This is a genomic window from Rhizobiaceae bacterium, from assembly GCA_023953835.1.
Classification (GTDB): Bacteria; Pseudomonadota; Alphaproteobacteria; order Rhizobiales; family Rhizobiaceae; genus Mesorhizobium_G.
Genome location: JAMLJB010000001.1, coordinates 1 through 13,611, shown reverse-complemented (window position 1 = coordinate 13,611; position 13,611 = coordinate 1). Strand labels below are relative to the sequence as shown.

Genomic DNA, 13,611 nt, shown 5'->3' with positions numbered 1-13,611 from the left:
CTCAGTTGCCGTTGCCGGGGAACATCCGGGCGTTGCCTGGCTGATAGCCGCTGCCGGGCGTCAGGAAGCGCCGGCGCTGTTCGCGGCCCTGCTCGGCGGCGGCCGCGCGCTCGGCTTCGGAGAGTGCCTGCGCGCGGCCATTGGCGGACACCACGGCGGTCAGATCGGCGAGCTGCTGCGCCTGAAGCGCGAGAAGCTGGTTTCCGGCCTGCGTCGCCTGCAAGGCGCCGGTCGCGCCTTGGCTCTGTCCGACCAGCGCCGACATCTGCGCGCGGTTGGTGTCGATATTGCCGACGACACCGGCCTGCACGCGCATGGCGTCCTGAAGGCCGCCGACCGTGTTCTGCCAGCGTTCGCGTGCGTCGGTGACGAGTTGCTGGTCGGGGGCCGTCATCGACGCGTTGCCGTAGGTGGTGCGGAACGCTTGATCGATGTTCTGGACATTGTAGGCGATGCGCTGCGCCTCGCCGAGAAGCTGCTGGGTGCGCTGCACCGACTGCTGGAGCTGCTGAAGGGACGAATATGGCAGGCTCGCGAGATTGCGCGCCTGATTGATCAACATGGTCGCCTCGTTCTGGAGCGAGGTGATCTGGTTGTTGATCTGCTGAAGCGCGCGGGTCGCCGAAAGCAGGTTCTGGGCGTAGTTGGTGGGATCGTAGACGATCCACTGCGCATGAGCCGGAGCGGATAGCAGCGGCAGCGTGATGGCGGAGGTGGTGAGCAGCGCGGCAGCAAGGCGTGCCGCGCGCGAGCGGCGTGGGTTCATGATGACGTCTCCATGATGTTGAGGCCGGGAATGAGATCGACCGCCCAGCCGAGATCGTGGCGGTCGAGCCAGGCTGCGAGAAAGCCGTCGCGGCCGTGTTCGGCGACGGTCTGGGCGATGGCGGTCTGGTCGGACTTCGACGACGCGGCGCAGAGCGCCAGCGCCACATCGGACAGGCCGAGCTCGAACAGCCGGTTGCCCCGGCGCGACTGGCAGTAATAGTCGCGCTTTGGCATGGCACGGGCGAGGATCTCGATCTGCCGGTCGTTGAGGCCGAACCGCCGGTAAATGGCGGTGATCTGCGGCTCGATGGCGCGCTCGTTGGGGAGCAGAATGCGGGTCTGGCAGCTTTCGATGATGGCGGGCGCGATGGCCGACCCGTCGATGTCGGAGAGCGATTGGGTGGCGAAGAGGACCGAGGCGTTCTTCTTGCGCAACGTCTTCAGCCATTCGCGGAGCTGGCCCGCAAAGCCTTCGTCGTCGAGCGCAAGCCAGCCCTCGTCGATGATGATGAGGGTGGCGCGGCCGTCGAGACGATCCTCGATCCGGTGGAAGAGATAGGCGAGCACGGCCGCTGCGGCCCCTGTCCCGATCAGTCCCTCGGTTTCGAAGGCCTGGACGGTGGCCTCGCCGAGATGCTCCGCTTCGGCGTCGAGGATCCGCCCATAGGGTCCGCCGACGCAATAGGGCCGCAGCGCTTGCTTGAGATCGTTGGACTGGAGCAGCACGGACAGGCCGGTCAGGGTGCGCTCGGCGGGCGGCGCCGAGGCCAGCGACGTCAAGGCCGTCCAGATATGCTCCTTGACCTCCGGCGTGATCGCGACGCTCTCGCGGCTGAGAATGGCGGAAATCCAGTCGGCGGCCCAGGCGCGCTCGGCGCCATAGTCGATCCGGGCGAGCGGCTGAAGCGATACGCTATCGTCAGCGCCCTCGGTCAGACCGCCACCAAGATCGTGCCAGTCGCCGCCCATGGCGAGCGCCGCGGCGCGGATCGAGCCGCCGAAATCGAAGGCGAAGACCTGCGCGCGATCGTAGCGCCGGAACTGCAGCGCCATCAGCGCCAGCAGCACCGATTTGCCGGCGCCGGTCGGACCGACAATCAGTGTGTGGCCGACATCGCCGACATGGAGCGAAAGCCGGAACGGAGTTGAGCCTTCGGTCTTGCCGAAGAGCAGCGGGGGTGCTGAAAAATGCTCGTCCTGTTCCGGCCCCGCCCAGACCGCCGAGAGCGGGATCATGTGGGCGAGATTGAGCGTCGACAGCGGCGGCTGCCGGACATTGGCATAGACATGGCCCGGCAGACTGCCGAGCCAGGCGTCGACGGCGTTGATGGTCTCCGGCATGGCCGTGAAGTCGCGGCCCTGGATCACCTTCTCGACCAGCCGCAGCTTCTCGGCGGCAATGCGGGGATCAGCGTCCCAGACGGTGACGGTGGCGGTGACGTAGGCCTGGCCGGCATAGTCGGCGCCGAGTTCCTGCAACGCGAGATCGGCATCCGCCGCCTTGTTGGCGGCGTCGGTATCGACCAGCACCGACGCTTCGTTGGTCATCACCTCCTTCAGGATGGCGGCGATCGACTTGCGCTTGGCGAACCATTGCCGGCGAATTCTGGTCAGCAGTTTGGTCGCGTCGGTCTTGTCGAGCAGGACGGCGCGGGTGGACCAGCGATAGGGAAAGGCGAGCCGGTTGAGTTCGTCGAGAATGCCGGGCGTCGTCGCGGTCGGGAAGCCGACTATGGTGAGGATGCGCAGATGCATATCGCCCAGGCGCGGTTCGAGCCCGCCGGTGAGCGACTGATCGGCGACCAGGGCATCGAGATAGATCGGGGTCTCGGGAACGCGGACGCGTTGCCGCTTGGTCGAGACCGTCGAGTGCAGATAGGTCAGCGTCTCGGCGTCATCGAGCCAGGCGCATTCGGGCACGAAGGCGTCGACAAGCTGCAGGATGCGGTCGGTACGGTCGGCGAAGCCGCGCAGCGCTTCATGGGCATCGGCGCCGCCGCGATCTCGCCCCTCGTAGAGCCAGCTTTCCGCGCGGGCGGCATCTTCGGCCGGCGGCAGATAGAGGAAGGTCAGGAAATAGCTGGACTCGAAATGCGCCCCGGCCTCCTCGAAGCCGGCCTTACGCTCGGCATCGACCAGTGCGGACGCCGGATCGGGAAAGCGGCTGTTGGGATAGGTCGCTGCCTCATGACGCTGCGCCTCGACGAAGATCGCCCAGCCTGAGCCGAGGCGGCGGAAGGCGTTGTTGAGACGCCCCGCGACCGCGACAAGTTCGGCAGGTACGGCGCTGTCTAAATCGGGGCCGCGGAAGCGTGCTGTGCGCTGGAAGCTGCCGTCCTTGTTTAGCACGATGCCATCACCGACCAGCGCGACCCAGGGGAGGAAGTCGGCGAGCCGGGTGTTGCGATTGCGATATTCGGCGAGGTTCATCATGGCGCGACCCTCAAACCGCAAGGTAGGCGGGGATGCGCAGATGCCGGCGTCCGACGTCGACGAATTGCGGATCGCGCTTGGCGGCCCAGACGGCGGCGAAGTGGCCGATGGCCCACAGCGCAATCCCGACCAGCCAGAGGCGCAAGCCCAGGCCGAGCGCTGCTGCAAGCGTACCGTTGAGGATGGCGATCGAGCGCGGCACGCCGCCAAGCATGATCTGTTCGGTCAGAGCCCGATGCACCGGCACCGAAAAGCCCGGCACTTCTCCGCCATGGTCCGCGCCTGCGACCATCAGACGAGCGCCCCGCCGCCGAACGAGAAGAAGGACAGGAAGAAGCTCGAGGCCGCAAACGCGATCGACAGACCGAACACGATCTGGATCAGCCGCCGGAAGCCGCCCGAGGTGTCGCCGAAGGCGAGCGTCAGGCCGGTGACGATGATGATGATCACCGCGATGATCTTGGCGACGGGGCCTTCGATGCTCTCGAGGATGCTTTGCAGCGGCGCTTCCCATGGCATGGAGGAGCCGGAGGCGTGGGCGGCCGGCGCGAGCGCCAGGCTGATGAAGGTGACGGACGCCGCCGTGGCGATGTGACGGCGGATGCGCAAGGCGTGTCGGATCATGACAGGTCTCCATGGTTGGCGTGCTGGATGGGGGTCACGCGGTAGTCGCCATCGGGGCCGAGCCCTTCGATGCGCCCGAGTTCGGCAAGGCGGCGCGCGGCGCCGCGGCCGGACAGGACCGCGACGAGATCGATGGTCTCGGCGATCAGCGCGCGCGGCACGGTGACGACGGCTTCCTGGATGAGCTGTTCGAGACGGCGCAGCGCGCCGATGGCCGTGCCGGCGTGGATAGTGCCGACGCCGCCGGGATGGCCGGTTCCCCAGGCTTTGAGCAGGTCGAGCGCCTCGCTGCCGCGCACCTCGCCGATGGGGATGCGATCCGGGCGCAGGCGCAGCGACGAACGGACGAGGTCGGACAAGGTCGCGACGCCGTCCTTGGTGCGCATGGCGACAAGGTTGGGCGCGGCGCATTGCAGCTCGCGCGTATCCTCGATCAGCACGACGCGGTCCGAGGTCTTGGACACCTCGGCGAGCAGCGCGTTGGTGAGCGTGGTCTTGCCGGTCGAGGTGCCCCCGGCGACGAGGATGTTGCGTCGTTCCGCGACGGCGGTGCGCAGGGCATCGGCCTGGGCGGCGATCATGATGCCGGTGGCGACATAGTCGTCGAGGGTGAAGACGGCCACGGCCGGCTTGCGAATGGCGAAGGCCGGCGCGGCGACCACGGGCGGCAACAGTCCCTCGAACCGCTCTCCCGTTTCCGGCAACTCGGCCGAGACGCGCGGTGACCCGGCATGAACTTCGGCGCCGACATGATGGGCGACGAGGCGGATGATCCGTTCGCCGTCGGCCGGCGAGAGCCGCTGATCGGTCCCGCACAAGCCTTCCGACAGTCGGTCGACCCAGAGCCGCCCATCGGGGTTGAGCATCACCTCGACGATCGCGGGATCTTCCAGAAAGCCGGCGATCGCAGGGCCCAGCGCGGTGCGAAGCATGCGCGCGCCGCGAACGATCGCCTCGGATTTCTGGTGGGGGTTTGCCACGTCGTCCCCGTTCTCTTGCGGGCGCGCCCGATGCGCGGCCCTGGATCGGGATCAAGTAGAAGAGGCAGAAATCAGGGCATTACAACAACTGAAATGTGGTCGTCGTACCGTGGCGTACAAAGACAGGGAAACGGCGGACGTACAGAATACTTGTGATCAACTCTATGGACGACTATTTCGCGTCGCGCGCGGGCTCGACTTCCTCCGAAATCTCCTGCCGGAGCTTCGGTCCGCTGGCGAGTCGCCGGCCGAGCGCGGCGACGAAGGCGTCATAGCGTTCGGCCACCTTGGCGCGGGCAGCCTGTGCGGCGGCCTCGGGCAAGGCAGGCGTGGTGTTGAACCAGAAGCGCACGAAGATGGCGAGCGTCTCGACGGCGATGCCGACGTCACGCTCCATGCGCGTCATGCGCCGGTCGAGCTGGTCGAGGCGTTTGGTGATGGCGGCCTCCTGGCGCTCTGCGGCGTCGGGCGACAGGAACGAGGCGATGCCGGCCTCGGCGACGAGGGATAGGGACAGATCCCGGCGGGCGGCGTGGAGCGCCAGCGCCTTCATCACCTCGGGTTCGAGATAGACGGACAGACGCTGTTTCCTGGGCGGTTTCGGCATGGGGTTCCTCCTTTACAGCTCGATGCCGTCGCCGGGATCGAGCGAGGCCTGACGTGCGACCTCGCGCATGGTGTCGCGCAGACGGCTATTGCGAGCGACGTCCTCTTCCGGTTCATCGACCGGATCGATCTCGAACTCGTTTTCGACGGATGGCTTCCTTTCGGGCTGCTCCACGCGACTCAGCTCGGGCTGATGGCGGCGCTCGGAGTCTGTGGTGTCCTCGTCCTCCGCAGGCGTGGCGGCTTTGGGCGCGGTGATGGTCGGCGCGGGCGGCGGTGTGAGCGCGCTCCAGTCGTCGGGGAGCGCCTTCTCAGGCTTCTTCAGCGCAGGCGGCGGCAGCACGCGCTCCTGAAACCGCGCGTCCTCGAAGTAGCGCGCCTTCTTCGCCCGGATCGGCGGGGTGCCGGCGACCATGACGATCTCGTCGGCGGGCGGAAGCTGCATGATCTCGCCGGGAGTGAGCAACTGGCGGGCCGTCTCGGAGCGCGACACCATCATGTGGCCGAGCCAGGGCGAAAGCCGGTGGCCGGCATAGTTCTTCATCGCCTTCATTTCGGTCGCCGTGCCGAGTGCGTCCGACACACGCTTGGCGGTCCGCTCGTCGTTGGTGGCGAAGCTCACGCGCACATGGCAGTTATCGAGGATCGAGTTGTTCGGCCCATAGGCCTTCTCGATCTGATTGAGCGATTGGGCGATGAGGAAGCTCTTCAGCCCATAGCCGGCCATGAAGGCGAGCGCGGATTCGAAGAAGTCGAGCCGGCCGAGCGCCGGAAACTCGTCGAGCATGAGCAGCAGCCGGTGGCGATGCGCATTCGCCTGCAAGTCCTCGGTCAGGCGACGGCCGACCTGATTGAGGATCAGGCGGATGAGCGGCTTGGTGCGGTTGATGTCGGAAGGCGGCACGACGAGGTAGAGCGTGGTCGGGTGCTTGCCGCCGACGATGTCGCCGATCCGCCAATCACAGCGCCGCGTCACCTCCGCGACGACGGGATCGCGATAGAGCCCGAGGAAGGACATGGCGGTGGAGAGCACGCCCGAGCGCTCGTTGTCCGACTTGTTCAACAACTCCCGCGCGGCGCTGGCTATCACCGGATGCGGTCCGGCTTCGCCCAGATGCGCGGTCTTCATCATGGCGGCGAGTGTGGATTCGATCGGACGCCTGGGATCGGAGAGGAAGGCTGCGACGCCGGCGAGCGTCTTGTCCTTCTCGGCGTAGAGGACATGGAGGATCGCGCCGACCAGCAGGGCGTGACTGGTCTTCTCCCAGTGGTTCCGCTTCTCGAGGCTGCCTTCCGGGTCGACCAGGATGTCGGCGATATTCTGGACGTCGCGCACTTCCCACTCGCCGCGCCGCACCTCCAGCAGCGGATTGTAGGCGGCCGACTTGGCATTGGTGGGGTCGAACAGCAGCACGCGGCCATGGCGGGACCGGAAGCCTGCGGTGAGCTGCCAGTTCTCGCCCTTGATGTCGTGGACGATGGCCGAGCCGGGCCAGGTCAGTAGTGAGGGCACGACCAGGCCGACGCCTTTGCCGGATCGGGTCGGTGCGAAGCACAGCACATGCTCAGGCCCGTCGTGGCGCAGATAGTCGTGATCGAGCTTTCCGAGGACGACGCCGTCGGCGCCGAGGAGCCCGGCCGCCTTCACCTCTTCGGGCCGCGCCCATCGCGCCGAGCCATAGGTCTCGACGTTCTTCGCTTCGCGCGCCCGCCAGACCGACATGCCGATCGCCACCGCGATCGAGATGAAGCCGCCGGACGCGGCGATATAGGCGCCCTCCACGAAGATCGGCGGCGCATAGGCGTCGTAGAAATACCACCACCAGAAGAAGGCCGGCGGATAATAGACCGGCCAACCGGCGAACTCGAACCAGGGCGGGCCGAGTTGCGGCTGGAATCCCAGCCGCCATGCCGTCCATTGCGTCGCGGCCCAGGTTGTCAGCAGCACGATCACAAAGACGGTGAGGATCTGGCCCCAGAGAATTTTCGTTGCGGACATTGCAGGGCTCCTTGTCTGTTGGGCGCTAGAGGCCGAGGCCGCGCTTGCGGCCGAAGCTCCAGTCGACACCGCCATCGCCTCGGGCGACGCCGGAAACATGCTGACCGAGCTGGCGTTCGAGCGAGGGCGTCCAGGGCACGAGCTGGAAGCCGAGACCGTCGTCGATCATGGCGAAGCGGCCGGAGGCGAGCGCGAAGCGCTGGCGATAGGTCCCGGCGACATACTCACCCGTTCCGGCCTTGCTGAACGGTCGCCCGGTTTCGGCCGACACCCTGTCGGCGAGTCCGTCCAGTTCGCGCTGGCGCAGCGTGTCGATCAGGTTGCGCGAGAAGATGACGCTTTGGCCGTGCCGTTCGGCGAGGCGTTGCTCGATCAGATGCTCTGCGCGCCGGTCCATGGCGTCGCGGACTTCAGCGCCGAACCCGCCCCCGCCGAGCGCCGCCGGTTCGCGGGCGATCGCCTGCCGGTCGAGCCAGGTGGCGCCGGTCGCGGTTACCTGTCGCTCGATGTCGAGATCTGAGCGGACGGCGAGCGCGACACGGCGCTGGCCACGCGCATCGTCGAAGCGGCGCAACTCGACGATCGAGCCGGGCGCGCTGTCGGCGGCGGCGTCGAGGTCGGGGAGCTTGATATGGTGGGTGCGTCCATCGACGCCGTCGACCACGGCGTAGGCCGTGCCCTTCAACTCGTCGTCGAGACCGCGGTCGACCAGACGGCCGACGATCGGATCGTCGGTGCTCTCGGCGGCGAGTACATAGCTGGCCGCGCCGCGCTCGATGCCTCGCTCGGTCAGGCCGCGATGGATGCGCTTGATGATGTCGCCGCGCTCGCCCAGTTCGCGCAACGTCGCCTCGGCCGTCTCGGACATCGTCCATTGGCCGGGACCCACTTCTTCGGCGAGGCCGAGCCGTTCCAGCTTGCGCAGCCGGCCGACCTTGAGGGCCTGGAATTCGTCGGGCTGGCGGTCGGGATGCGGCGCGAGATCGACGATGCCGGTGCGATAGCTGTCACGGGCAAGCTGACGGTCGAGAGCGGTCCAGCGCTCGGTCTCGATCTGGCGCTCAAGGCCTCGGCGGATATCGTGATCGGTGCGCGGCCCCAGTTCCTGGGTGATGAGATCACGCGCCCGGTCGCGCATGCCTTCCTTGATATAGTCGCGGGAGATGACGAGGTTCTCGCCGTCATCGCGGACACCGCGCACGATCAGATGGACATGGGGATGCTCGGTGTTCCAGTGATCGACGGCCGCCCAGTCGAGCCGGGTGCCGAGATCCTTCTCCATCTGGCCGACCAGCTCGCGGGTGAAGCCGCGCAGGTCCGACATTTCCAGGGCATCGTCCGGTGAGACGATGAAACGAAAATGATGACGGTCATCCTCGCAGCGGCCGGCGAAATCCTTCGCATCCACTTCGTCGCCGCCCGGACCGAACAGGTGGGCCTTTTCCCCATCCCGGGTGACGCCCTCGCGGCGCAGATAATTGAGATGGGTGCCGAGCGGCGCATTGCGTCCGCCGTGCCGGACCACGCGCGCCTTGATGACGGCGCCGCGCGATCGGGCGGTGAGCAGCCGGTTGGCCTGCACGGCGGCGCGCTGTCCCCGGCCGAAACGCGAGCGGTTGCCGGGACCGATCCTGCCCTTGCGGGAGACGGAGCCACCGGCCTTCTGCGCGGCGGCCAGCGCCTGCGCGATGAAGGGCCTTGCGGACTGCGCGCGGGTGGAGCGGATGCGGCCGGGCCGGATGCGGAAATCGTCCTCGCCGCTCATGACGGGAACCCCGCACATCGCGCGAAGGCGTGGAAATCATTGTGAAAGCGCGGTGTGCGCACATTGCGCCGATCAGGCGCACATCGCGCAGATGCGCGATAACTCCTTGAAAAACCACAACCGCCCAAAGCCGCACATCGCGGCCCTTTATCCTGCCATCGTGCGGTTGTGGTTCCCGTGCCTGCCCGCTCTCCCGCCCTTCCTGCGCTGGAGCCCGTCATGGTGCGATCCTGTGCGAACGCGGTCATCGCGGCACCGCAGGCGAGGATCGGCCGACAAAGAGGCCGCCGGTTTGTGGGTCGGCCGTCTCGGACGCGCGTTCCGACGGCGGCGCGGATGACGCAGTCGGCGCGCCGTCATGCTGCGACCGGTCCGCGGCCGACCCTCCGTCGGCCTGCACGATGAAGAGCGGAGCGCGCGTCCAGGCGAGCGGATCGGCGGCGGCGACCGTGACGGGAGTTGGCAGGCCGCTTCCGCCGATGACCGGCGCGAGCATGGCGACATAGGCGCGCGTTTCGACCGGAAGGGAGCGGCCGCGATCGCGATAGTCCTCATAGCGGCCGGGACCGGCATTATAGGCCGCCAGGAAGCCGGGCGATCCGTAGCGATCATGCATCTCGCGCAGATAGGCCGCGCCCGCGAGGATGTTGTCGCGCGGGTCGTACGGATCGGTGCCGAGTGCATATCGGGCGCGTATTTCGGCCCAGGTGGCGGGCATGAGTTGCATCAGGCCCATCGCGCCCTTGGGCGACATCGCGCGTACGTCGCCGCGGCTTTCGACGCGCATGACGGCGCGAATCCACAGCTCGGGAATGGCGAACCGCCGCGCAGCCTCGGCGACGAAACCGGCATAAGGATCGGCGGGCTCGGAGCGCAGCGGTGGCGCGGTCTGCGCACCGGCGGGCGACGCCGGGAATACTGCGGCAGGCAGGCCGGTAAGGAGAAGGAGGACCGTCAGCCGGGCGGCGGGAAACCGCCCGGTGACAGCGCGAAGGCAGCGGGACGGCATCGCTCAGTCCCGCTCGCCACGCCTGGGCGGCCGGTTCCAATGCAGCCCCCAGGACGACTTGTCGTCAGCCAACTGGAAGAGATTGGCGCGGATCGGCTGAAGGAAGGTCGGATCGTCGAATTGCAACGAGACGTAATCGCCGGCCTTCTCGCCGGTGCGCTTCCAGCCGGCGCCGATCTCCGCGCCGGTCTCGTTGTTCATGCCATCGAAGACATGAATGCGGTAGTCCGGCGCGTTCTCGGCGTCCGACGGTTCGGCAGGAACGATGATGATGTCCTGTTGCAGGGCGAGTGTCTGCAAGTTGCCGATGAAGCCGGAATCGTCGCGCGTGAATTGACCGATCAGGGACATGGTTGCCTCCATGGGATTGCGGTGAGGATGGACATGGGCGCGCCGTCACCGCGTCGGCGCGCGCCAGACGAAGCGGCCGTCGCCGTCCTCGTCGGTGTAGAGAGGGATCGCCCGGCCGATGACGGCGGAGGCCGGAAGCGGACCGAAATAGCGGCCGTCCAGGCTGTCGCGGACCTGCCAGTTCATGAGGAACAGTTCGCCCTCGGCGATGGTTTTGCAGCCCTGCCAGATGGGCAGCGGGCGGCCGAGGCGGTCGCGCGCCAGCGCGTCGCCCATCGGCACAGCGTCGACCGTGATGGCGAGGCCATTCCGGCAAACCCGCTGTCCCGGCAGCGCGGCAATGCGCTTCATCAGCGGCACGCCGCGTCCGATATAGCCACGCTCGACCAGGAAACTGTCGAGCGGCTCGGGTGCGCGAACCGCGACGAGATCGGTGATCTCCGAGGACCGTTCCGGCTCGATGGCATAGAGGCCGATCGGTACGCTGGCCGACGCATTCCAGATGAGCCTGGGCGCGAAGGAGACGATCGACATGACGCCGAGCAACGAGACGGCGGCGGTCGTGGCGATGGCGTAGCCGAGCCGGATCATGCGTCGATCCTCCGCGCGAGGAGGAAGGCGCGATGGCGCGCAGGCGAATAACTGCGCGGCGTCTCGCCTGCGGCGAGGCGGTTGTGAACATGGCGCCAATGATCGGGCGAGACCTTGGCGGGATCGATGCCGCTTGCCTCTATACGGTCGATGAGCTGGAGCACCCGCTCGACCTTCGGCCAGCCATCGACGCGCAGCAGAATGTCGCCGCCTGGCGTCACGGTGGGGACGCTCTGGCAGGGCTCGCCGCGCCGCACGGCGCGCAAGATGTCGAGGCGCGACAGCACGGTGCCATGCTCGTTCGCGGCCCAGCGCACTAACGCGAAGATCGTGTCAGGCGCGAAGAACAGGATGCGGCGGCGGCGGTCGAGGACCTGTTCACGGATTTCGCGTCCGAAGCGCACCCAGTGCTCGGTCTGCTTCTCGATCCAGACGAGTTCGACGGCAGTGAGACCGGTCGGCGGCGCGGCGACGGCCGATGCCAATGGAGCGACAGGGCCGCTCATTGTCCGTCTCCCGGCGCGGATGGGAATTCGCGCTCGAACAGCGCACGCAGCATCTCGGCGACGGTCTCACCGCGCTGGAAGGCGGCGATCTTGATGCGGCCGCGCATGTCGGGGGTGACATCGATGGTCAGTCGGGCGGAGAAGTCCTCGAACTGCGACGGACGATCGGTCGGAGGCTCCGGCGCCTTGATCCAGCTCTCGGCGTCACCGGGACGCGCGGCGAAGCCGCGTTTCGGGGACCGCGCGTTCATGACGCGATCCTCTCGATAGCGGCGGTCAGCGCGACGATCTCGGCGACAGCGTGCGCCGCATGATCGAGTTCGCTGACCAGCCGGCCGCGCTGTGCGGCTTCGGCAAAGGCGACGCGCTGGCCGATCGTGGCGGCGAGCACGGGCGGATCGTGGTCGGCGAGCGCCTCGGCAGTCTCGCGTGCGATCACGGTGCGGGCCGCGCAGCGGTTCAGCACGAAGCGCGCCGCGAGGTCGGGACGATAGATGCGCGCCTCGCTGAGCAGAGAAAGCATTTCGGCCGAGGCCCAGCCGTCGAGCGGCGAAGGCTGCACGGGGATCAGGACGAGATCGGCCGCGAGCAGCGCCGAACGCATCAGGCCAGCGACTCGCGGAGGGCCGTCGATGACGACATGGTCGACACTGCGGGCCAGCTCCGGCGCTTCGCGATGCAGGGTGTCGCGCGCCAGGCCGATGACACTGAACAGCCGCTCCAACCCCTCCCGGTTGCGCTGCTGCGACCAGTCGAGGGCCGAGCCCTGCGGGTCGGCGTCGATGAGCGTGACGCGCTGTCCACGCCGAGCCCATTCGCCTGCCAGGTGCAGCGCGAGCGTCGTCTTGCCGACGCCGCCCTTCTGGTTGAGCAGGGCGACGATCATGACGGACTCCCGGCAATCGGGGACCAGTCCACAGAGCGCGAAAAAGCGGTCCGCGTTAGAAAGATTCCGTAGGAATCTAGGTTAGAGAAGTTACGGGGGTCGCAAGCCGCTGATTCAAAAAGCTGAATCGGCGATTTCGGTCCCCGATAGCACGAGACTCCGGTCCCCGATGGCACGATAGTGCCGGTCCCTGATAGCACGAGACGATTCACAGCTTATCCCCAGGCTGGCGGTTGGCACGGCGACGACGGCGCGGTGTCCCGAAGGGGATCGGATCGGTCGGCGCGAAGGTGAGGATGTCGCGACCGCCGGCGCAGGGCTCGATGGTCAGCCTGTAGCCCGGCAAAGGTTGGCGACGCACGATCTCGCGCAGGTCATAGGCGAAATGCTTGAGCGGCGAGAGGCTGCCCGACTTGGCGTGGAGGTGAGCGAAGTCGAAGCTCCAGCCGAATTCCTGTTTGCCGCCATGCTTGCGCACCAGGCGGTAGAGCCAGCGCTCCAGCCCGCCGGTTAGCCCGAAATAATCCCGGTCGATGGTGAGGACGAGTGCCTCATCGAGCACCGCGCCATAGAACCAGTCGGGCACGATCAGTTCGAGACCGAGCGGCCGGCCACGATGGTCGGCGCGCTCCTTCCACTCGTTGATCCAGGAGAAGCGATGCATGCGCCGCTCGGTCGGCTGGCGGATGGAGGTCGCCACCGTCGTCGACTGGAGCCGGTCGAGCGCGGCCTTCAGGCGGTCGTAATCGCGCAATGAGACGCCGCGGCCGATGAAATTCAGGATCTCGTAGGGCGTGGTCGCCATCAGGCGTGATGGCCGCAAGCCGAGATCACGGGCCTCGACGATCTGCGAGGCCGCCCAGATCAGGATGTCGGCGTCCCAGATGGTCGCCATGCCATGATCGGCGACGGCCTCGACGCGGATCTTCACCGAACCCGCCTTGAAGTCGATCGGCGCGAGGCGCTTCGACTTGGCGAGCGAGAAGAAGGGATAGGCCATGAGGTCCTGCGCGTCGCGCGGCGCGAGGTCACCGGGCAGCGCCCGGAACAGGTCGAGCTGCGCGCGCTCATCGTGTTGGCGACGGGACGACAT

General features: G+C 67.4%; 15 protein-coding genes. All 15 read right to left on the bottom strand.

Annotated features, from left to right (window positions below; genetic code table 11):
* Position 1 precedes the first annotated feature (1 nt).
* The 15 genes from trbJ to M9924_00005 all read right to left on the bottom strand — a co-directional run bounded on the left by trbJ (position 2) and on the right by M9924_00005 (position 13,611).
* Entirely contained in the window at positions 2 to 766 is a 765-nt protein-coding gene (gene trbJ, locus M9924_00075) for a P-type conjugative transfer protein TrbJ (protein MCO5062793.1), read from the bottom strand.
* Positions 763 to 3,201, bottom strand: coding sequence for a conjugal transfer protein TrbE (gene trbE, locus M9924_00070; protein MCO5062792.1), 2,439 nt, complete (start codon positions 3,199 to 3,201; stop codon positions 763 to 765). The genes trbJ and trbE overlap by 4 nt, the downstream gene beginning before the upstream one ends.
* 10 nt (positions 3,202 to 3,211) lie before the next feature.
* Entirely contained in the window at positions 3,212 to 3,493 is a 282-nt protein-coding gene (locus M9924_00065) for a VirB3 family type IV secretion system protein (GenBank protein MCO5062791.1), read from the bottom strand.
* Positions 3,493 to 3,825 (bottom strand): TrbC/VirB2 family protein, encoded by a 333-nt coding sequence (locus M9924_00060; protein MCO5062790.1) that lies wholly within the window; start codon positions 3,823 to 3,825, stop codon positions 3,493 to 3,495. The genes M9924_00065 and M9924_00060 overlap by 1 nt, the downstream gene beginning before the upstream one ends.
* Complete coding sequence (gene trbB / locus M9924_00055) at positions 3,822 to 4,805, bottom strand: P-type conjugative transfer ATPase TrbB (GenBank protein MCO5062789.1); 984 nt, start codon at positions 4,803 to 4,805, stop codon at positions 3,822 to 3,824. Before trbB ends, M9924_00060 begins: the two co-directional genes overlap by 4 nt.
* Before the next feature lie 172 nt (positions 4,806 to 4,977).
* Positions 4,978 to 5,412 carry a CopG family transcriptional regulator gene (locus M9924_00050; protein MCO5062788.1) on the bottom strand — a complete coding sequence of 145 codons (435 nt, stop codon included), beginning with the start codon at positions 5,410 to 5,412 and terminating at the stop codon, positions 4,978 to 4,980.
* Between the two features lie 12 nt (positions 5,413 to 5,424).
* Positions 5,425 to 7,410 carry a conjugal transfer protein TraG gene (locus M9924_00045; protein MCO5062787.1) on the bottom strand — a complete coding sequence of 662 codons (1,986 nt, stop codon included), beginning with the start codon at positions 7,408 to 7,410 and terminating at the stop codon, positions 5,425 to 5,427.
* A 25-nt stretch (positions 7,411 to 7,435) separates the two neighbouring features.
* A complete protein-coding gene (locus M9924_00040; protein MCO5062786.1) occupies positions 7,436 to 9,175 on the bottom strand; it encodes a relaxase/mobilization nuclease and DUF3363 domain-containing protein in 1,740 nt (579 codons plus the stop codon).
* Between the two features lie 244 nt (positions 9,176 to 9,419).
* Positions 9,420 to 10,184 carry a lytic transglycosylase domain-containing protein gene (locus M9924_00035; protein ID MCO5062785.1) on the bottom strand — a complete coding sequence of 255 codons (765 nt, stop codon included), beginning with the start codon at positions 10,182 to 10,184 and terminating at the stop codon, positions 9,420 to 9,422.
* 3 nt (positions 10,185 to 10,187) lie between these two features.
* Positions 10,188 to 10,535 carry a DUF736 domain-containing protein gene (locus tag M9924_00030; GenBank protein MCO5062784.1) on the bottom strand — a complete coding sequence of 116 codons (348 nt, stop codon included), beginning with the start codon at positions 10,533 to 10,535 and terminating at the stop codon, positions 10,188 to 10,190.
* Between the two features lie 45 nt (positions 10,536 to 10,580).
* Positions 10,581 to 11,126: a S26 family signal peptidase gene (locus M9924_00025; protein MCO5062783.1), complete on the bottom strand. Its 546-nt coding sequence runs from the start codon at positions 11,124 to 11,126 to the stop codon at positions 10,581 to 10,583.
* Positions 11,123 to 11,632: a DUF2840 domain-containing protein gene (locus M9924_00020; GenBank protein MCO5062782.1), complete on the bottom strand. Its 510-nt coding sequence runs from the start codon at positions 11,630 to 11,632 to the stop codon at positions 11,123 to 11,125. The genes M9924_00025 and M9924_00020 overlap by 4 nt, the downstream gene beginning before the upstream one ends.
* Positions 11,629 to 11,883: a hypothetical protein gene (locus M9924_00015; protein MCO5062781.1), complete on the bottom strand. Its 255-nt coding sequence runs from the start codon at positions 11,881 to 11,883 to the stop codon at positions 11,629 to 11,631. Before M9924_00015 ends, M9924_00020 begins: the two co-directional genes overlap by 4 nt.
* Positions 11,880 to 12,518 (bottom strand): AAA family ATPase, encoded by a 639-nt coding sequence (locus M9924_00010; protein MCO5062780.1) that lies wholly within the window; start codon positions 12,516 to 12,518, stop codon positions 11,880 to 11,882. Before M9924_00010 ends, M9924_00015 begins: the two co-directional genes overlap by 4 nt.
* A gap of 208 nt (positions 12,519 to 12,726) precedes the next feature.
* Positions 12,727 to 13,611, bottom strand: a complete 885-nt coding sequence (locus M9924_00005; protein ID MCO5062779.1) for a replication initiator protein A — start codon at positions 13,609 to 13,611, stop codon at positions 12,727 to 12,729.

Coding starts and splice junctions, on each gene's coding strand:
- trbJ (MCO5062793.1), bottom strand. CDS start 766: ATGAACCCACGCCGCTCGCGCGCGGCACGCCTTGCTGCCGCGCTGCTC.
- trbE (MCO5062792.1), bottom strand. CDS start 3,201: ATGATGAACCTCGCCGAATATCGCAATCGCAACACCCGGCTCGCCGAC.
- M9924_00065 (MCO5062791.1), bottom strand. CDS start 3,493: ATGGTCGCAGGCGCGGACCATGGCGGAGAAGTGCCGGGCTTTTCGGTG.
- M9924_00060 (MCO5062790.1), bottom strand. CDS start 3,825: ATGATCCGACACGCCTTGCGCATCCGCCGTCACATCGCCACGGCGGCG.
- M9924_00050 (MCO5062788.1), bottom strand. CDS start 5,412: ATGCCGAAACCGCCCAGGAAACAGCGTCTGTCCGTCTATCTCGAACCC.
- M9924_00045 (MCO5062787.1), bottom strand. CDS start 7,410: ATGTCCGCAACGAAAATTCTCTGGGGCCAGATCCTCACCGTCTTTGTG.
- M9924_00040 (MCO5062786.1), bottom strand. CDS start 9,175: ATGAGCGGCGAGGACGATTTCCGCATCCGGCCCGGCCGCATCCGCTCC.
- M9924_00035 (MCO5062785.1), bottom strand. CDS start 10,184: ATGCCGTCCCGCTGCCTTCGCGCTGTCACCGGGCGGTTTCCCGCCGCC.
- M9924_00030 (MCO5062784.1), bottom strand. CDS start 10,535: ATGTCCCTGATCGGTCAATTCACGCGCGACGATTCCGGCTTCATCGGC.
- M9924_00025 (MCO5062783.1), bottom strand. CDS start 11,126: ATGATCCGGCTCGGCTACGCCATCGCCACGACCGCCGCCGTCTCGTTG.
- M9924_00020 (MCO5062782.1), bottom strand. CDS start 11,632: ATGAGCGGCCCTGTCGCTCCATTGGCATCGGCCGTCGCCGCGCCGCCG.
- M9924_00015 (MCO5062781.1), bottom strand. CDS start 11,883: ATGAACGCGCGGTCCCCGAAACGCGGCTTCGCCGCGCGTCCCGGTGAC.
- M9924_00010 (MCO5062780.1), bottom strand. CDS start 12,518: ATGATCGTCGCCCTGCTCAACCAGAAGGGCGGCGTCGGCAAGACGACG.
- M9924_00005 (MCO5062779.1), bottom strand. CDS start 13,611: ATGTCGTCCCGTCGCCAACACGATGAGCGCGCGCAGCTCGACCTGTTC.